16 protein-coding genes and 1 riboswitch are annotated in these 17465 nt (G+C 70.9%); of the genes, 11 read left to right on the forward strand and 5 right to left on the reverse strand.

Going from position 1 to position 17465, the window contains the following annotated elements:
- Positions 1 to 111 precede the first annotated feature (111 nt).
- From dksA to FPZ22_RS11880, 3 genes are all read left to right on the forward strand, one after another.
- A complete protein-coding gene (dksA, locus tag FPZ22_RS11870) occupies positions 112 to 1140 on the forward strand; it encodes an RNA polymerase-binding protein DksA (RefSeq protein WP_246120725.1) in 1029 nt (342 codons plus the stop codon).
- Between the two features lie 139 nt (positions 1141 to 1279).
- Positions 1280 to 1364, forward strand: a riboswitch (cyclic di-GMP riboswitch).
- 113 nt (positions 1365 to 1477) lie between these two features.
- Complete coding sequence (locus FPZ22_RS11875) at positions 1478 to 1978, forward strand: Csu type fimbrial protein (RefSeq protein ID WP_144893221.1); 501 nt, start codon at positions 1478 to 1480, stop codon at positions 1976 to 1978.
- On the forward strand, positions 1978 to 2709 hold the full coding sequence (locus FPZ22_RS11880) for a fimbrial biogenesis chaperone (protein ID WP_144893224.1): 732 nt from the start codon (positions 1978 to 1980) through the stop codon (positions 2707 to 2709). The genes FPZ22_RS11875 and FPZ22_RS11880 overlap by 1 nt, the downstream gene beginning before the upstream one ends.
- Here FPZ22_RS11880 and FPZ22_RS11885 read toward each other — a convergent pair.
- Entirely contained in the window at positions 2666 to 3232 is a 567-nt protein-coding gene (locus tag FPZ22_RS11885) for a hypothetical protein (protein WP_144893226.1), read from the reverse strand. The genes FPZ22_RS11880 and FPZ22_RS11885 overlap by 44 nt on opposite strands.
- 149 nt (positions 3233 to 3381) lie before the next feature.
- Between FPZ22_RS11885 and FPZ22_RS11890 the strand changes: the two genes are divergently transcribed.
- Positions 3382 to 5235 (forward strand): fimbria/pilus outer membrane usher protein, encoded by a 1854-nt coding sequence (locus FPZ22_RS11890; RefSeq protein ID WP_144893228.1) that lies wholly within the window; start codon positions 3382 to 3384, stop codon positions 5233 to 5235.
- Complete coding sequence (locus FPZ22_RS11895) at positions 5232 to 5690, forward strand: Csu type fimbrial protein (protein ID WP_168198998.1); 459 nt, start codon at positions 5232 to 5234, stop codon at positions 5688 to 5690. The genes FPZ22_RS11890 and FPZ22_RS11895 overlap by 4 nt, the downstream gene beginning before the upstream one ends.
- 22 nt (positions 5691 to 5712) lie before the next feature.
- On the opposite strand, the gene FPZ22_RS11900 is transcribed toward FPZ22_RS11895, so the two are convergent.
- From FPZ22_RS11900 to cysS, 4 genes are all read right to left on the reverse strand, one after another.
- Positions 5713 to 7416 (reverse strand): AMP-binding protein, encoded by a 1704-nt coding sequence (locus FPZ22_RS11900; protein WP_144893232.1) that lies wholly within the window; start codon positions 7414 to 7416, stop codon positions 5713 to 5715.
- 116 nt (positions 7417 to 7532) lie between these two features.
- Entirely contained in the window at positions 7533 to 8747 is a 1215-nt protein-coding gene (locus FPZ22_RS11905; protein ID WP_144894168.1) for an MFS transporter, read from the reverse strand.
- 83 nt (positions 8748 to 8830) lie between these two features.
- On the reverse strand, positions 8831 to 9274 hold the full coding sequence (locus FPZ22_RS11910) for a SufE family protein (RefSeq protein ID WP_144893234.1): 444 nt from the start codon (positions 9272 to 9274) through the stop codon (positions 8831 to 8833).
- 3 nt (positions 9275 to 9277) lie between these two features.
- Positions 9278 to 10744: a cysteine--tRNA ligase gene (gene cysS / locus FPZ22_RS11915; RefSeq protein WP_144893236.1), complete on the reverse strand. Its 1467-nt coding sequence runs from the start codon at positions 10742 to 10744 to the stop codon at positions 9278 to 9280.
- Positions 10745 to 10844: 100 nt separating this feature from the next.
- Here cysS and FPZ22_RS11920 point away from each other — a divergent pair, with 100 nt between their 5' ends.
- From FPZ22_RS11920 to argC, 6 genes are all read left to right on the forward strand, one after another.
- On the forward strand, positions 10845 to 11342 hold the full coding sequence (locus tag FPZ22_RS11920; RefSeq protein ID WP_144893238.1) for a hypothetical protein: 498 nt from the start codon (positions 10845 to 10847) through the stop codon (positions 11340 to 11342).
- A 238-nt stretch (positions 11343 to 11580) separates the two neighbouring features.
- Positions 11581 to 12597 (forward strand): N-acetylornithine carbamoyltransferase, encoded by a 1017-nt coding sequence (locus tag FPZ22_RS11925; protein ID WP_144893240.1) that lies wholly within the window; start codon positions 11581 to 11583, stop codon positions 12595 to 12597.
- A 45-nt stretch (positions 12598 to 12642) separates the two neighbouring features.
- On the forward strand, positions 12643 to 13851 hold the full coding sequence (locus tag FPZ22_RS11930; protein WP_144893242.1) for an argininosuccinate synthase: 1209 nt from the start codon (positions 12643 to 12645) through the stop codon (positions 13849 to 13851).
- Entirely contained in the window at positions 13848 to 14963 is a 1116-nt protein-coding gene (locus FPZ22_RS11935) for an acetylornithine deacetylase (protein WP_144893244.1), read from the forward strand. The genes FPZ22_RS11930 and FPZ22_RS11935 overlap by 4 nt, the downstream gene beginning before the upstream one ends.
- A 160-nt stretch (positions 14964 to 15123) precedes the next feature.
- Positions 15124 to 16455, forward strand: a complete 1332-nt coding sequence (locus FPZ22_RS11940) for an acetylglutamate kinase (RefSeq protein WP_144893246.1) — start codon at positions 15124 to 15126, stop codon at positions 16453 to 16455.
- The gene (argC, locus tag FPZ22_RS11945; RefSeq protein WP_144893249.1) at positions 16452 to 17399 is read left to right on the forward strand and encodes an N-acetyl-gamma-glutamyl-phosphate reductase; all 948 of its coding nucleotides are present in this window, start codon (positions 16452 to 16454) and stop codon (positions 17397 to 17399) included. The genes FPZ22_RS11940 and argC overlap by 4 nt, the downstream gene beginning before the upstream one ends.
- Positions 17400 to 17465: the final 66 nt, after the last annotated feature.

The raw sequence follows: 17465 nt of genomic DNA on the forward strand, positions 1-17465 counted from the left end.
TGTCGTTGCCGCGTGCGGCCACGGATCGGTGACGCCTCTCTCCCGCTGCCTGGCCGACGGCCGGCCGCGCGAGCGGACCGGCGCCCACTTGTCCCAGAAGGATCGCCGATCGTGGCAGTGAAGAAGACCGTCAAGAAGGCCGCCAAGGCCGCCAAGCCCGCGGCCGGGAAGGCCGCCCCGAAGAAGGCCGCCAAGGCACCGGCCAAGGCCGCCGCGAAGAAGGCTCCCGCGAAGGCGGCGCCGAAGAAGGCCGCAAAGCCGGCCGCGAAGAAGGCGGTGAAGGCTCCGGTCCGGAAGGCCGCGGAGAAGAAGGTGGTCGCGAAGAAGGCCGTTGCGAAGAAGGCGGTTGCGAAGAAGGCCGTCACCCCCGCCGCGCCCGCGAAGAAGGTTGCCGCGAAGAAGGTTGCGCCGGCGAAGAAGGCGGCCGTCGGCAAGGCGGCTCCGGCCAAGGCTCCAGCCAAGGCTGCGAAGCCCGTGGCCAAGGCCGCGCCGGCGAAGAAGGTCGCGCCCGCGGTGATGGCGCCCGCCGCCAGGACCGCGCCGGCGACGGCGCGCAAGGCCACCGCCAAGCCCTCGACCAAGGTCGGCCAGGCGCAGCCCGAGGCGCGGAAGGCGCCGGCCCGCCCCGTTGGCAAGGTCGCGGTGGCGTTGACCAACCGCCAGGCCCCTCCGCCGGCCCCGAAGACCCGTTACAAGGTCATCGCCTACAAGACCGACGAGGCCACCGGCCGCCCGATCCTCCCCGCGGGCTACCGGCCCGGTCCGGAGGAGGAGTACATGAGCCCGCTGCAGCTCGAGTATTTCCGCCAGCGCCTGCTGGACTGGCGCGCCGATCTGGTGGACGAGTCCAAGCAGACCATCGAGAACCTCAAGGACGAAGTGCGCGACGTGGGCGACGACGCCGAGCGCGCGACCCGCGAGACCGAGAACTCGCTGGAACTTCGCACCCGCGACCGCTACCGCAAACTGATCGGCAAGATCGACAGCACGCTCAAGCGCGTGGACTCGGGCGAGTACGGTTTCAGCGTGGATTCGGGCGAGGAGATCGGCCTCGACCGACTCGAGGCGCGCCTGACCGCCGAGCGCACCATCGACGAGCAGGAGCGCTGGGAGCACCTGCAGAAGCAGATCGGCGACTGAGTCCGCCCTCCGTCCGCAGGGCGGAAGAAGCCCGTCGTACGGGCCGGAATGGAGTGCCCCGGCGACCAGGGTTGTCGGGGACTCCCTGACAGGGTTTGGCACCTTGTCGCGAAGGTTACGGCTTCGCGACAATCGTTCGGCACGACAACGGCAAATCCATCGAAAGGTGGAGACGTAAAGCCACCGGCCTACAGGCGCGAGCCCAGGGTAGCGGGGCTACCGAATGCAACCCCGCGTCCCGGACCCTGGTCCGGTCGACATGCCCGGGACAGCCCGGTTGCCGTGCCTTGCCTGCGTCTGCGGGCGAGTCCACACCAACCTTGAAGGGGCTACCCGCATGAACCTGAACAAGCTCGCCATCGCCGCCGCTCTGGCGATCACCGCCACCGGCGTGCAGGCCGCCGACACCACCGGAACCTTCACCGTCTCGACCAATGTCACGGCGTCGTGCGAGGTGAGCGCCACCGATCTCGTCTTCACGGACGTCGATCCGCTTGCCAATGCGACCACCGCTACCGACGGCGACACGACCATCTCGGTGACCTGCTCCAACACCACGCCGTACAACGTCGGCCTGAGCGTCGGCTCGGGCGCCGGCGCCACGGTCGCGGCGCGCAAGATGACCCACACCGACACCACCAGCACGCTGGATTACGCGCTGTTCAGTGATGCGGGGCGGACCACCGACTGGGGCCACACGGTCTCCACCGATACCGTCCCCGGCACCGGCACCGGCGTCGCCCAGAGCCTCACCGTGTATGGCCAGATCGCCTCCGGCCAGGAGACCGCCAAGGTCGGTGCGTACACGGACACCATCACGGTCACGGTCACCTACTGATGCGCCATGCGCTGGTCCGGCCCCGCACGTTCGTGCGGGGCCTTCTCGGCGTTGGCCTGGCGCTGCTCGCGCCGGTCGCGCTGGCGGCCGGCTTCCAGGTCTCTCCCACCATCGCGGAAGTCGCACCCGGCGTCCGCGTGGCCAGCTTCGAGCTGCGGAACCCGGGCGAGGAGACGCTCACCATCCAGGTGGATGCGCTGGACTGGACCCAGAGCGCCGAGGGCGGCGACGCGCTCGCGCCCGCACGCGACGTGGTGATCGTGCCGCGTCTCGCCACCCTGCCGCCGCGCGGCTCGCAGCTGGTGCGCATCGCGGTGCAGGGAGAGGTCGCGCGGGAACGCGCCTATCGCCTGCGCCTGCGCGAGGTTCCGCCGCCGCCGCCGCCGGGCTTCATGGGCGTGCGCACCCTGGTGGAACAGCTCGTGCCCGTGTTCTTCCAGACCGCCGCCACCGCCGACGCGGTCGAGTGGCGTGTACTTCCGGGGGCGGCGGGCGAGCTGCTGCTCGCCGCGCGCAATGCCGGCGGGCGCCATCTTCGGCTCAGCGGCCTCCGTCTGGTGGATCCGCGCGGCGCCGTGCTCGCCGAACGCGGGGGCCCCGGCTACGTACTCGCCGGGCAGTCGACGCAATGGCCGCTGGACACGCATGCGCGCCCGGCGCGGGGCGATGCAGTCCGGCTCGAGTTCCTCAGCCATGGCGAAGCGCGTTCCATTCCGCTCCAGGTGGAGTGATCGGACGGGACCTTCTCCCGCCCTTGGCAGGCGGCTGCTGTCCATGACGCTTGCCCTGATGTTCGCCGGCACGGTCTCCGCCGAGGAGCGTGAAGACTGGTACCTGGCCGCACTCGACCACATGGACAGCGGTCTCGGCGTCCTGCTGCTGACGGTCGACGACGGCAACCGGTGGATCCGGGTGAGCGATCTCCGCTTGCTGGAGCTTCCCGTGCCCGCCGCGCCCACGCGCCTGCATGCCGGCGAAACCTACGTGCCGCTCTCGAGCCTGGCGCTCGCGGCCGACATCGACGCGATCGGCGGCCGCCTGCATCTGTTCGATCCGCACACGCTCGCCGTCGCGACCACCGAGGACCTGGTCGTGGACATCACCGTCAACGGCCTCGCCCTGCCCGAACCGCAGATCATCCGGCGGCAGGGCCGGGACCTGCTGTTGTCGCCGCAGACGCTCGCGTTGGCCCACCTGGCGCCCGCGGCCGGCGACGCGGACTGGGTCCCGGTGCGCAGCTTCGCCGGCGACCACTACGTGCTCGATGAGCGCCGCATGCGCCTGGAGATCACCGCGGCTCCCGGGCACTTCGCATCGACCCGGCTGCGGCTTGGGGGTCCCGACGTCGCACCGCTGGCGCACGCGCGCGCCCCCTGTCCGCGATCGTCGGCTACGACATCGGCGTGGGGCAGGGCCCAGAGGGCGAGCGGCGCGGCTCGCTGCTGCTCGACGGCGCCCTGTCGGGAGGACGCCTCGGCTGCCGCAACCGCGCCGTCTGGCGCACGGGCTTCTCCTGGTCGCGGCTCGACAGCACCTGCTTCGTGGACTGGCCGGAGCGGCGCCTGTCGCTCGCGGCGGGCGACGGCATCAGCCGCGACTCCAGCCTCTCGCCGGCGGTGCGCTACGGCGGCGTGCGCGTCGGCACCGATTTCGACCTGCAGCCGCATCTGCGCACCCAGCCCCTGCTCGGCGTCCAGGGAACCGCGCGCCTGCCTTCGGTCCTGGAGATCTGGTCACGCCAGCAGCTCGCCTTCCGCGGCGAGCTGCCGCCCGGCCCGTTCATGGTGGACGGCATTCCCTCGCAGACGGGCCGCGGACTGCTGGAAGCGGTCGTCATCGACGCGCTCGGCCGCCAGGTGCTGGTGAGCACGCCGTTCTACTCCGATCCCGACCTGCTGCGGCCCGGGCTGACCGACTGGTCGCTCGAATCCGGCCGCTTGCGGGAAGGGTTCCTGTCCCCCGACGACCGCTACGGCGACCGCTTCGCACTGTTCTCGTGGCGGCGCGGTCTGGCTCCGTACTGGACCCTGGAAACACGCGTCGAATGGCAGGCTTCGCACCATCTGTACGGTGTCGCCAACCACCTGCGACTCGGCCATTCCGGCGTCGCCGAGATCTCCGCCGCCCGCTCCGAGGGCGGGAGCGTGCGCGGCGACGCGTGGGCGCTGGGGTACACCTTCCAGGGGCAGCGCTGGGCCCTGGGTCTCCGCTACGCGGGCTATGACCGGGAATACCGCGATCTCGCCTATCCGGTGGAAGGCGCCGCCCCGGCGCGCGACGCCCGGGCGAACGCAGGTCTGAGGCTCGGCCGGGCATCGCTGTCCATCGGCGCGGTCGTGCGCGACAGTCGCGCGGCCGGTGAACAACGGCTCGCGCGCGCTGCCCTCAACGTGCCGCTCGGCAGAGGCTTCCTCAACCTGACCGCGTTCCGTCCGCTGCAGGACGCGAGCGGAACGCTGTACGGCGCGATCTTCACCCTGCCCCTGTCCCACCACCGTTCCGCATCCGCCTGGCTGAGCGCCGACAGCGAGGGCATCGACCCTGGCGTCACGCTGCAGCGCAGCCTGCCGGTGGGGCCCGGCTACGGCTACCGGGTATCGCACGAGGACTCCGCGCTCGGGGCGCGCACCACCATGGAGGGCCGGCTGCGCACCGACGCGGCGCAGTGGAGCGCGGCCGCGTTGCGGACCGGCACCGGGACCGACGTCCGGATCGGCGCGACGGGCGCGCTGGTGGCGACCCGCCAGGGCGTGTTTCCGACCACCGACGACGGTGGAAGCTTCGCGCTGGTCGATCTGCCGCAGGCGGATGGCCGCGTCCTGCGCGAGCACCAGTTCGCCGCCTCCACCCGGGCCAACGGCAAGGCGCTGGTCTCCGGCCTGCGACCCTTCGAGTCCAACCGGCTCGACCTCGACAGCACCAGCCTGGCGCTCTCCACCCGTATCCGCGATACCCGCCTCGAGCTGGTTCCGGGCCGGCGCCAGGTCGTCCTCGCCGATTTCGGCGCCAGCCGCATGGTGCCGGTCACCCTGCGCGTGACGACCCGTGACGGCACGCCGGTCGCCGCCGGCGCGCTCGCACGCTGGTCGGACCGCGCATCCACCCAGGTCGGCTACGACGGGCTGATGTACGTGGAGCTGGAAGATGGCGCGCATCCGATCGAGATCACATGGTCGGGACAGCGGTGCACGATTCCCGCGGCCGCGCTCCCCACAGCACCGGACCCTTCCCTGATCTACGAGGCGACCTGCCAATGACTGCTCCCGACCCGCGGCGCCGCTCCCCGTCCGGATGCCGGCCGCTGCTGCTCCTGGCCCTCCTGGGCGCCGGCCCGGCTGCGGCCTGCACCATCGACATCGCCGCGCTCTCGTTCGGCAGCATCGATCCGCTCGCCAATGCCGCCAGCGACAGCGTCACCACGTTCACGGTGACCTGTCCGGTCGACACCGCCTACTCCGCGACGGTGACCGCGGGCGCCGGCAGCTACGCGGATCGCCGGATGACGAGCGCGGGAGGCACTCTCGACTACCAGCTCTACACCGAGGCGAGCAGGAGCCTCGTGTGGGGCGACGGCAGCGCGGGCACCAGCGTCATCTCGGGCGCGGCGGGGCCCGCGGGCGTCACCCGCAGTCTCTACGGCCGCGTGCCCGCGCAACCGATGGCGATCCCCGGAAGCTACTCGGACACGCTGCTGGTGACGGTCACCTACTGAGCGACCGGCCGCGGGCGCCGTGCTATGCGCGTCCGGAAAGCCGGCGCGCCATCTCGTCGCGCATGAGGTGCTTCTGCACCTTGCCGGAGACCGTCAGAGGATACGCGTCGACGAACTCCACGTAGCGCGGGATCTTGTAGTGGGCGATGCGTCCGCGGCAGTAGTCCCGGACGTCGTCGGCGTCGAGCGACGCGCCATCGGCCAGCCGGATCCAGGCGCAGACCTCCTCGCCATAGACGGGGTCGGGCACGCCGAACACCTGGACGTCCAGGATGTCCGGGTGTTCGTACAGGAACTCCTCGATCTCCCGCGGATAGATGTTCTCGCCGCCGCGGATCAGCATGTCCTTGAGCCGGCCGACGATGCGGCAGTAGCCATCGTCATCGATGGTGGCGAGGTCGCCGGTGTGCATCCAGCCGTCGGCATCGATGGCCTCGGCGGTGCGCACCGGGTCGTTCCAGTAGCCGCGCATCACCGAATAGCCGCGCGTGTGCAGCTCGCCGACCACGCCGCGCGGGACGGTGTTGCCGTGCCGGTCCGCGATCCGCACCTCGACGTGCGGGTGGATGCGACCGACCGAATCCACCCGCCGGTCGACGGGATCGTCGGCGGTGGTCTGGAAGCTCACCGGACTGGTCTCGGTCATGCCGTAGCAGATGGTGACGTCGGACATGTGCATGCGCTCCGTCACCTGGCGCATGACCTCGATCGGGCAGTTCGAGCCGGCCATGATCCCGGTGCGCAGCGTCGACAGGTCGAAGTCCGCGAAGCGCGGGTGCGAGAGCATCGCGATGAACATGGTCGGCACGCCGTGCAGGGCGGTGCAGCGCTCCTCCTGCACCGTGCGCAGCGTGGCGTCGGCGTCGAAGCCCTCGCCGGGCAGCACCATGCAGGTGCCGTGGGTGACCGCGGCCAGGTTGGCCAGGACCATCCCGAACGTGTGGTAGAAGGGCACCGGGATGCACAGGCGGTCGCGCTCGGTGAAGCGCAGGCGCTCGCCGATGAAGAAGCCGTTGTTGACCACGTTGTGATGGGTCAGGGTCGCGCCCTTGGGTGAACCCATGGTGCCGGACGTGAACTGGATGTTGATCGCGTCGTGCGGGTCGAGCAGCGGCTGCATCGCGGCCAGGCGGGCATGCGCGTCGGGATCCCGGCAATCCGCGATGTCGTCGAAGCGCCAGGCGCCGGGCGAGCCGTCGCCCTCGGCGTCGTCGCCCAGCAGGATCGCGTGGCGCAGCGTCGGCAGCCGGCTGGAACGCAGATGGCCGGGCGGGGTCGAGTCGAGTTCAGGCGCGATCTCGCGCAGCAGGGCGACGTAATCCGACGTCTTGAACCTGCGCGCCAGCACCAGCGCCTTGCAGTCCACCAGCTTCAGCGCGTACTCGAGTTCGTGCGTGCGGTACGCCGGGTTGATGTTGACCAGCACCAGGCCGGCGCGGGCGCTGGCGAACTGCATGAGGGTCCATTCGCTGCGGTTGAGCGACCAGATGCCGATGCGGTCGCCCCGCTCCAGTCCCAGGGCCAGCAGGCCGGCGGCCAGGCGGGTCACGCGTCCGTCGAACTCGCGCCAGGTCCAGCGCACGCCCTGTGGCGGCACCACCAGCGCCTCGCGTTCCGGCCAGGCGTCGGCGATGCGGGCAAGCATCGCGCCGACGGTTTCCCGCAGCAGCGGCTGCGAGGTGTCTCCACGGACGTGGCTGGGGGCAGGCAGGGAGGTGACGGTCATGGCGCGGCGCGGCCCGGAGGGGGGAATCCCGAGAATAGGGCGTCGGCGCCGGCGGTGCGTACGCGACCTTGGGCGGATGGACGGACGCTGTGTTGCAGCACCCGGCGCCCCCCGGATCAGTGCAGTTCGCGCAGGTCCAGCCGTCGCAGCTTCGGCGCCCGCCACGCGGTCACCGCCGCCACCGCCATGGTCACGCAACCGCCGAGCACCACGGCCGGAACCAGCCCGAGCAACCGTGCCATGGAGCCGGCATAGAAGGCGCCGAGCTCGTTCGACGAGCCCACGAACAGACCGTTGATCGACGACACCCGCCCGCGCATGGCGTCGGGCGTGGACAGCTGGAGGATGGTCGAACGAAGCACCACCGAAACGCCGTCGCACATGCCCGACAACAGCAGGAAGAAGGCCGAGAGCCAGAACGAGCGCGACAGGCCGAAGCCGATGATGCACAGCCCGAAGCCGACCACGGCCAGCAGCAGGATGCGCCCCGCATGCCGCGTCGGGGGACTGCGCGCCAAAACCACGCCCATGGCCACCGCGCCCAGCGCCGGGGCGCTGCGCAGGATGCCCAGGCCCTCGGGGCCGTAGTGGAGGATCTCCCGGATGAAGGCGGGCGCCAGCGAGATCGCGCCGCCGAACAGCACCGCGAACATGTCCAGGGCCAACGCGCCGAGCAGGATCTGGTTGGAGAACACGAAGCGCGCGCCCTCGGCGATGCTGGAGAAGATCGGCGCGCCCTGGAGGGTGATCGCCGGCTCGGTCACCTTCAGCCGGCGGATGGCGACCGCCGCCACCAGCGCGAAGGCCGCGGCCAGCGCGTAGGACGCGCCCATGCCCGCCGCGCCCACGATCACGCCGCCGATGGCGGGCCCGAGCACCATCGCCGACTGGAACACGATGCTGCCCAGGCTGGCGCCGCGGGCGAACTGCGGCCGCGGCAGCACGCGCGCGAACAGGGCGTTGTAGACCGGACCAAGGAAGGCGCGCACGGCGCCGGTCAGCACCAGCGCCGCGTAGATCCAGCCCACGCGCACCTCGCCGGCGACGCCCGAGGCGATCAGGGCCAGCGCGACCGGCGTCAGCGCCAGGCCGATGCAGGCGACCATGCCCAGCCTGCGTCGGGGCAGGTGGTCGACCAGATGGCCGGCGAAGGGCGCGACGCAGAAATAGGGGACGAGCTCGGCCAGTCCGATCAGGCCCAGCATCCACGGGTCGCGGGTCAGCTCGTAGACGTGCCAGCCCACCGTCACCGCCACGATCTGATAGCTCATGATCGTGCAGATCCGGTAGGCCATCAGCCCGCGGAACGAGGGGTTGCGCAGCGGCGCCATGCGACCGTCGTCGGGCGCCGCGCCTGGCACCGGGCCGGACGTGTTCCCGGCGGCCGGCGACTCGCCGCCGGGGCCCGCGACGCTCACGCCAGCGCGCGCTGCGCGGTGTCGCGGATGAAGGCGAGCAGGGCCGCGAGGCCGTTGCTGCGGGTGGGCGAGAGGTGCTTCGCCAGGCCGATGTCGGCGATGTAGGACGGGTCGGTGTCGAGGATGTCCCGCGCGCCGCGGCCCGAATACACGCGCAGGGCCAGGTAGACCAGGCCGGAGACGATGGCCGAGTCGCTGGCCGCGACGAAGTCCAGGCGCGTGGCGTCGCCCGAGGGCACGATCCAGACCATCGACTGGCAGCCATGCAGGCGATGGGCCTCGGTGCGGAGTTCGTCGGGGAACTCCGGCAGTTTGCGGCCGAGGTCGATCAGGTACTGGTAGCGCTCGGACCAGTCGCTGAAGAAGGCGAACTCGTCGCGGATCGCGGCCTGGGCCTCGGCGGCGGTGGTTTCGAGCGGGAAGGGGGTGGCGATATCCATGGTTCAGCCTCGCTTCCAGCGTACGCCCTGCGGTGTGTCTTCAAGCAGAACGCCCTCGGCGGCAAGCTGGTCGCGGATCGCGTCGGCGCGGCCGAAGTCGCGGGCCTGCTTGGCCGCGGCGCGTTCATCGACCAGGGCCTGGATCCGGGCATCGTCGTCGCCGGAGGCGCCGCGTGCGAACCAGGCCGCCGGTGCCTGCTGGAGCAGGCCCAGGGCGCGGCCGCCGGCGCGCAGGGCGGCACGCAGTCCGGACAGGGTCTGCAGGGCGTCATCGCCGGTGGCGGCGCCGTGGGCGATGTCGTTGCGCAGCGCGCGCGCCTCGGCGGCGATCGCCGCCAGTTCGGCCAGGGCCTGCGGCGTATTGAGGTCGTCGTCGAGCGCGGCTCTGATGGCCCCGGGAATCGGGGTCGTCGCCGCGGCCGCAGCGTCCGGCGCGACCCTTGAAGGCTCGCGAAGCGCCCCGGCGTCGCGGGGCGCGAGCAATGCATCGGCGTCGCGCAGGGTGCCGTACAGCCGGTCCAGCGTGCGCACGCTCTGCTCGACCAGTGCGTCCGACCATTCCAGCGGTTGCCGGTAGTGCGCCGAGAGCAGCGCGTGGCGCAGGGCCTCGGGCGGGTGGCGACGGACCAGGTCGCGCACCTTCTCGATGTTGCCCACCGACTTCGACATCTTGGCGCCGCCGAAGTTGAGCATGCCGTTGTGCAGCCAGAAGCGCGCGAACACCTTGCCGCCATGCGCGCACTCGCTCTGCGCGATCTCGTTCTCGTGGTGCGGGAACTGCAGGTCGACGCCGCCGGCGTGGATGTCGATGGTCTCGCCCAGGTGGGTGGCGGCCATGGCCGAGCATTCGATGTGCCAGCCGGGGCGGCCGCGGCCCCAGGGCGAATCCCAGCCCGGAAGCTCGGCGGTGGAGGGCTTCCAGAGCACGAAGTCCCCGGGGTCGCGCTTGTACGGTGCGATGTCCACGCGCGCGCCGGCCAGCATGTCCTCGGGATCGCGGCGCGAGAGCTTGCCGTAGCCGTCGAAGCTGGCCACCGAGAACAGCACGTGGCCCTCGGCGGCGTAGGCATGCCCGCCCTCGATCAGCCGCTCGATCATGGCGATGATCTCGCCGATGTGGCCGGTCGCCTCGGGCTCGATGTCGGGCGGCGCCACGCCCAGTGCGGCCATGTCCTCGCGATAGGCGGCGGCGAAGCGCCCGGTGATCGTCGAGATCGGCACGCCCTGGCCGGCGGCGGCGGCGTTGATCTTGTCGTCGACGTCGGTGATGTTGCGGGCGTAGGCCAGCCCGCCGAAGCGGCGGCGCAGGACCCCGGCCAGGACGTCGAACACCACCGGCCCGCGCGCGTTGCCGATGTGGACGTAGTTGTAGACGGTGGGCCCGCAGACGTACATCGTGATGCGCGCGGGGTCCAGGGGCTGGAAGACCTCGACCCGGCGGGTGAGGCTGTTGAAGAGTCGCAGGGTCATTTCGCGGGCCGTTCGGCAGGCCGTCGATTCTACCGGCGGGGGACCGCGACAGCCACGATTCAGTCCGTTCCCGGGGAAACGCCTACACTGGCGCCTCGCCATGCCTTCATTCCTGCCCGCAAAGCGGTGGCTGCCGCTGCTTCTGGCGGCCGCGTTCGCGGCGGCGCCCGCGTGGGCGCAACATACGGTGATCCAGGCGGAGAACGTGCGCTACGAGTACGCTCAGGTCCTGCGCGCCGAGCCCGTGTACCAGACGCTGCGTGCCACCGGCATGGTCGAGCGCTGCGAGCAGTCGAGCCTGGTGCAGCCCGGAGGGGAGGAGGGGCGGCGCGGTCTGTCGCGCGTGGTCGGCGCCGTGCGCGACGTGCTGACGCCCGGCCGCCGCGATCCGTCGGTCGACGCCGACACCGCGGACGCAGCCGGGGGCGACTGCCGCATGGTGCCCGTCGAGCGGGAGTTCCGGCGGCCCATCGCCTACGACGTCGACTACGTGGTCCGCGGGGTCAAGTACCGCTCGCGGCTGCCGCGCGACCCGGGCAACCGGCTGCGGGTGAAGGTGGCGGTGACCCCGGTCGTGCCGGAAGGCAATATCGACTGAGGCCGCCGGGCGCTTGCCCGCCGCCTGCCGCCATGGGAAGATTGCCGCGATGCAGCACGCCGACGCCCTTGTCCATGACCTCCTGACCTCCGCCCGGATGGCGGCGGGCATGACCTCGCGCGCGCGTCGACCGGAAGCCCACGTTCCCCTGGGTTAGGACCGGACTGCGCCCGTCATCCGTCGTTCGAAGCCCGGCCCGAGCCGGGTTTTTTCGTTTTCCGATCCCTTGGACATCCTCATGACTTCGTCACCCAGGCATTTCCTCAACACCCAGGACTGGAGCCGCGCGCAGATCGACGCGGTGCTCGCGGACGCCGCCCGCATGAAGCGCGAACCGATCGGCGACGCGCTGAAGGGCAGGTCCATCGCCCTGGTGTTCTTCAATCCCTCGATGCGCACCCGCACCAGCTTCGAGCTGGGAGCGTTCCAGCTCGGCGCCCACGCCGTGGTGCTGCAGCCGGGCAAGGACGCCTGGCCGATCGAGTTCGACCTGGGCACGGTGATGGACGGCGACGCCGAAGAACACATCGCCGAGGTCGCGCGCGTGCTCAGCCAGTACGTCGACATGATCGGCGTGCGCGCCTTCCCGAAGTTCGTCGACTGGGCAGTGGACCGCGAGGACCGGGTGCTCGAGGGGTTCGCGAAGTACGCGACGGTGCCGGTGATCAACATGGAGACCATCACCCATCCCTGCCAGGAGCTGGCGCACGCGCTGGCGCTGCAGGAGCACTTCGGCACCAGCGACCTGCGCGGGAAGAAGTACGTGCTGACCTGGACGTACCACCCGAAGCCGCTCAACACCGCGGTCGCCAACTCGGCGCTGACCATCGCCACCCGCATGGGCATGGACGTGACCCTGCTGTGCCCGACGCCGGAGTACGTGCTCGACGAACGCTACATGGGCTGGGCCGGACAGAACGTGTCCGAGAGCGGCGGCTCGCTGACCGTCAGCCACGACATCGAGAGCGCCTACGCCGGCGCCGACGTGGTCTACGCCAAGAGCTGGGGCGCGCTGCCGTACTTCGGCAACTGGGGCCCGGAGAAGCCGATCCGCGACCGGTACCGCCACTTCATGGTCGACGAGACGAAGATGGCGCTGACCAACGACGGCGTCTTCAGCCACTGCCTGCCGCTGCGCCGCAACGTGAAGGCCACCGACGCGGTGATGGATTCGCCGCGCTGCATCGCCGTGCAGGAGGCGGGCAACCGCCTGCACGTGCAGAAAGCGGTGATGAAGGCGCTGGCCGCGCGCTGAAGCCGGTCTGATCCGTCCCCGTGATCCATTATCGAGACCCCCGACATGACCGCTGCATCCGAATCCAAAGACATCGTCCTGGCCTTCTCCGGGGGGCTCGACACCAGCTTCTGCGTGCCCTGGCTGAAAGAGCGCGGCTGGACCGTGCACACGGTGTTCGCCGATACCGGCGGCGTGGACGCCGCCGAGCGGGCGACGATCGAAGCCCGCGCGGCGGAGCTCGGCGTGGCCAGCCATGTCACCGTCGACGGGGGCCCAGCGATCTGGGAGGGCTTCGTCAAACCCTTCGTCTGGGCGGGAGAGGCCTACCAGGGCCAGTACCCGCTGCTGGTGTCCGACCGCTACCTGATCGTGGATGCCGCGCTGGCGCGCGCGCGCGACCTCGGCACCAATGCGATCGCCCACGGCTGCACCGGCATGGGCAACGACCAGGTGCGCTTCGACCTCGCGGTGAAGGCATCGGGAGACTTCCGCATCGTGGCCCCGATCCGCGAGATCCAGAAGGAACACACGCAGACCCGCGCCTACGAGCAGGCCTATCTCGAAGAGCGCGGCTTCGGCGTGCAGTCCAGGCAGAAGGCCTACACCATCAACGAGAACCTGCTCGGCATCACCATGTCCGGCGGCGAGATCGACCGCTGGGAGGCGCCGGGCGAGGGCGCGCGCGGATGGTGCGCGCCGCGCTCGGCCTGGCCGGACGAACCGCTGCAGGTCGCGCTGCGCTTCGTCAACGGCGAAGCGGTGGGACTGGACGGCGAGGACGTGGAGGGCGCGAGGCTGCTGGCGCGCCTCAACACGATGTTCGCGCCCTACGGCGTGGGTCGCGGCATCTATACGGGCGACACCACCATCGGCCTCAAGGGACGCATCGTGTACGAGGCGCCGGGACTCACCGCCCTGCTCGCGGCGCACCGCGCGCTGGAAGAGGCGGTGCTGACCAAGCAGCAGAACCGCTTCAAGCCTGACATCGGCCGCAAGTGGGTGGAGCTGGTGTACGAGGGCTTCTACCACGACCCCCTGAAGGCCGACCTCGAGGCCTTCCTGGCCTCGTCGCAGCGCATGGTCAACGGCGAGGTGATGCTGGAGACCCGCGGCGGCCGCGTCGACGCGGTGGCCGTGCGTTCGCCGCACATCCTCAACGCCAGCGGCGCCACCTATGCGCAGTCCGCGGACTGGGGCGTGGAGGAGGCCGAGGGCTTCATCAAGCTGTTCGGCATGAGCAGCACGCTGTGGGCCGAGGTCAACGCGCCGTGACCCCCCCGCTCGACGAGGTCCTCCGCCACCTCGCGGCGCTGGTGTCGTTCGATACCCGCAACCCGCCGCGTGCGATCGGCACCGGCGGCATCTTCGACTACATTCGCGCGCAGCTGCCGGACTTCTTGGTCACGGTCACCGACCACGGTGCCGGCGCGGTGTCGCTGTTCGCGCGCCGCGGCGATCCGGCGCTGCTGTTCAACGTGCACCTGGACACGGTGCCGGACTCGCCGGCGTGGAGCGGCGACCCGCACGTGCTGCGCGTCCAGGGCGACCGCGCCATCGGGCTGGGCGCCTGCGACATCAAGGGCGCGGCCGCGGCGCTGATCGCCGCCGCACGGGCGGTGCCGGGCGATGCCGCCTTCCTTTTCAGCAGCGACGAGGAGGCCAACGACCCGCGCTGCATCGCCGCCTTCCTGGCCACCGCCCATGGCTTCCGCCGTGTGCTGGTGGCCGAGCCGACCGGCTGCGAGGCGGTGCTCGCGCACCGCGGCATCGCCGCCGTGCAGCTGCGCTTCCACGGTGAGGCCGGGCACGCATCGGGCGCACAGGCGCTGACGGCCAGCGCCGTGCACAAGGCGATGCGCTGGGGCGTGGAGGCGCTGGCGCTGGCCGAGGGCGAGGCGCAGCAGCGCTTCGGTGGCCTGACCGGTCTGCGCTTCAACATCGGCCGCGTCGAGGGCGGCATCAAGGCCAACGTGATCGCCCCGGCCGCGGAAGTGCGCTTCGGCTTCCGTCCGCTGCCCTCGCATGACGTGGAGCAGCTGCATGCGCGCTTCGCCGCGCTGGCGCCGGAGGGCAGCGACTACGCCGTCACCTTCCACGGTCCCTCGCTGCCCGCCGGTGAGGCCTCCGCCGCGGAAGAGCGCCGGCTGGCCGCGCGGGAGTTCGCCGAAGGGCTCGGCCTGCCGATCGGCAATGCGGTCGACTTCTGGACCGAGGCCTCGCTGTTCTCCGCCGCGGGCCTCGACGCCGTGGTCTACGGCCCCGGCCACATCGCCCAGGCCCACACGGCCGACGAATTCGTCTCCATCGACCAGCTGCGCACCTATGCCGGGGCGGTGGCGCGGGTGATCGGGGGAGAAGCATTGGCCACGGATTTACGCGAATGAACGCGGATTTGCACGAACAGGGCAAAGACGGGCGAAAGGAAAAGCGTTCCCGGCCGCGTCATCCGTGGTCAAAAAGCTTCTGCTCTGTCCGTGCAAATCCGCGGCCGATCCGCGTCAATCCGTGGCAAGAAACCGCCATCCAACCTGCGAAGCACGATCCATGCAAGCACACGCCCAGACCCGCCAGACCATCATCCGCCTGCTCTCGAGCATGGGCAGCGCCAAGGAGATCAGCCAGTACCTGAAGCGCTTCTCGCAGGTCGACGCGCGGCGCTTCGCCGTGGTCAAGGTCGGCGGCGCGGTACTGCGCGACGACCTGGAGGCCCTGACCTCGTCGCTGGCCTTCCTGCAGCAGGTGGGGCTGACGCCGATCGTGGTCCACGGCGCCGGCCCGCAGCTCGACGAGGCGATGCAGGCCGCGGGCATCGAGAAGCGCACCGTCGACAACCTGCGCCATACCGACGCGGCGGGCCTGGCGATCGTCCGCCGGGTGATGCGGCAGCAGAACCTGCGCCTGGTCGAGGCGCTGCAGGTGGAGGGTGTGCGCGCCACCTCGATCCAGTCGGGCGTGTTCGAGTGCGCCTTCCTCGACCGCGAGCGCTACGGGCTGGTCGGGCAGGTGATGCGCGTGGACACCGACGGCATCGGCGCGGCGATCAAGGCCGGCTCGATTCCCGTCATCACTTCGCTGGGCGAGACCGCCGACGGCCAGATCGTCAACGTCAACGCCGACTGGGCGGCCAACGAGCTGATCAAGACCCTGCAGCCGTACAAGATCGTGTTCCTGACCGGGACCGGCGGCCTGCTCGGCCCCGACGGCAAGGTGATCGATTCCATCAACCTCAGCACCGAGTACGAGGAGCTGCTGGCGCAGCCCTGGCTGCACTCGGGCATGCGGTTGAAGATCGAGCAGGTGCACAACCTGCTGATGGCGCTGCCGCCGTCGTCCTCGGTGTCGATCACGCGGCCTGACCAGCTGGCGCGCGAGCTGTTCACGCACAGGGGCTCGGGAACCCTGGTGCGCCGCGGCGAGCGCGTGCTGCGCGCGGATTCCTGGGACGGGCTCGACCTGCCGCGGCTGCGCCTGCTGATCGAGTCGGCGTTCGGGCGGAGCCTGCTGCCGGACTACTTCGAGCGCACGCCGCTGCTGCGCGCCTACGTCAGCGAGAACTACCGCACCGCGGTGATCCTGACCGCGGTCGACGGCGTGCCCTACCTCGACAAGTTCGCCGTGCTCGACGATGCCCAGGGCGAGGGCCTGGGGCGCGCGGTATGGCAGGTGATGCGCGAGGAAACCCCGACGCTGTTCTGGCGCTCGCGCCAGGGCAATCCGGCCAACGCCTTCTACTCCGCCGAAAGCGACGGGTCCATCCGGCAGGATCCGTGGAAGGTGTTCTGGTACGGCATGGACGGCTTCCCGGAGATCGAACGCGCCGTCGTCCACTGCGCCGGCCGGCCCGCGACCCTGGCGGACAAGGAGGCAGCGGCATGAAGAAGACCGTCGGCATCATCGGCGCGCGCGGCCACACCGGCGCCGAGCTCATCCGCCTGCTGGCGGCGCACCCGGGCTTCGAACTGGCGGCGGTGTCCTCGCGCGAACTCGATGGCCAGCGCGTCGCCGACCATGTGCCGGAATATGGCGGTGACCTGCGCTACGCCAACCTCGCTCCCGGGGCGCTGGCCGCGCTGGGACTGGACGCCTGGGTGCTGGCGATGCCGAACGGCAAGTCCGGCGTCTTCGTGGAGGCCCTCGCCGGGGCCGGCGCCGATCCGGTGATCGTCGATCTGTCGGCCGACCACCGCTTCGACGACGCCTGGCACTACGGCCTCCCGGAGCTCACCCGCGACGCCCACGAAGGCCGGCGCCGCATCGCCAACCCCGGCTGCTACGCCAGCGCCATGCAGCTGGCGGTCGCGCCGATGCTCGACCTGCTCGACGGCCCGGTGCAGTGCTTCGGCGTCTCCGGCTATTCCGGCGCCGGCACCACGCCTTCGGACCGCAACGACGTCGACAAGCTGCGCGACAACCTGATGCCCTACGCGCTGGTCGACCACCTGCACGAGCGCGAGGTCACCCGCCATCTCGGCGCCCCGGTGGAGTTCATGCCGCACGTGGCGCCGCATTTCCGCGGCATCACCCTCACGGCGAACATGCACCTGCGCGAACCGGTCGTGGCCGAGGCCGTGGAAGCGGCCTATCGCGCCCGCTACGAGGACGAGCCGCTGGTGAGCGTGACCACGGAGGCGCCGTGGGTGAGCCGGATCGCCGGCAGGCACGGCGTCGAGATCGGCGGGTTCACCGTCTCGGAGGACGGGCACCGGCTCGTCGTCGTCGCCACGCTCGACAACCTGCTCAAGGGCGCCGCCACCCAGGCTCTGCAGAACCTCAACCTCGCCTTCGGCTATCCCGAAACCCGGGGCATTCCCCTCGACTGATCCTTTTTTCCTGTAGGAGCGGCTATAGCCGCGACGGGACGCCGACAATCGCGGCTATCGCCGCTC

Source organism: Luteimonas granuli (genome assembly GCF_007795095.1).
Lineage (GTDB): Bacteria > Pseudomonadota > Gammaproteobacteria > Xanthomonadales > Xanthomonadaceae > Luteimonas > Luteimonas granuli.

Excerpts from the sequence above, each read along its gene's own strand:
- cysS (WP_144893236.1), bottom strand. The coding sequence starts at position 10,744 with ATGACCCTGCGACTCTTCAACAGCCTCACCCGCCGGGTCGAGGTCTTC.
- FPZ22_RS11900 (WP_144893232.1), bottom strand. The coding sequence starts at position 7,416 with ATGACCGTCACCTCCCTGCCTGCCCCCAGCCACGTCCGTGGAGACACC.
- FPZ22_RS11925 (WP_144893240.1), top strand. The coding sequence starts at position 11,581 with ATGACTTCGTCACCCAGGCATTTCCTCAACACCCAGGACTGGAGCCGC.
- argC (WP_144893249.1), top strand. The coding sequence starts at position 16,452 with ATGAAGAAGACCGTCGGCATCATCGGCGCGCGCGGCCACACCGGCGCC.
- FPZ22_RS11875 (WP_144893221.1), top strand. The coding sequence starts at position 1,478 with ATGAACCTGAACAAGCTCGCCATCGCCGCCGCTCTGGCGATCACCGCC.
- FPZ22_RS11930 (WP_144893242.1), top strand. The coding sequence starts at position 12,643 with ATGACCGCTGCATCCGAATCCAAAGACATCGTCCTGGCCTTCTCCGGG.
- FPZ22_RS11920 (WP_144893238.1), top strand. The coding sequence starts at position 10,845 with ATGCCTTCATTCCTGCCCGCAAAGCGGTGGCTGCCGCTGCTTCTGGCG.
- FPZ22_RS11905 (WP_144894168.1), bottom strand. The coding sequence starts at position 8,747 with ATGGCGCCGCTGCGCAACCCCTCGTTCCGCGGGCTGATGGCCTACCGG.
- FPZ22_RS11880 (WP_144893224.1), top strand. The coding sequence starts at position 1,978 with ATGCGCCATGCGCTGGTCCGGCCCCGCACGTTCGTGCGGGGCCTTCTC.
- FPZ22_RS11910 (WP_144893234.1), bottom strand. The coding sequence starts at position 9,274 with ATGGATATCGCCACCCCCTTCCCGCTCGAAACCACCGCCGCCGAGGCC.
- FPZ22_RS11895 (WP_168198998.1), top strand. The coding sequence starts at position 5,232 with ATGACTGCTCCCGACCCGCGGCGCCGCTCCCCGTCCGGATGCCGGCCG.
- FPZ22_RS11940 (WP_144893246.1), top strand. The coding sequence starts at position 15,124 with ATGCAAGCACACGCCCAGACCCGCCAGACCATCATCCGCCTGCTCTCG.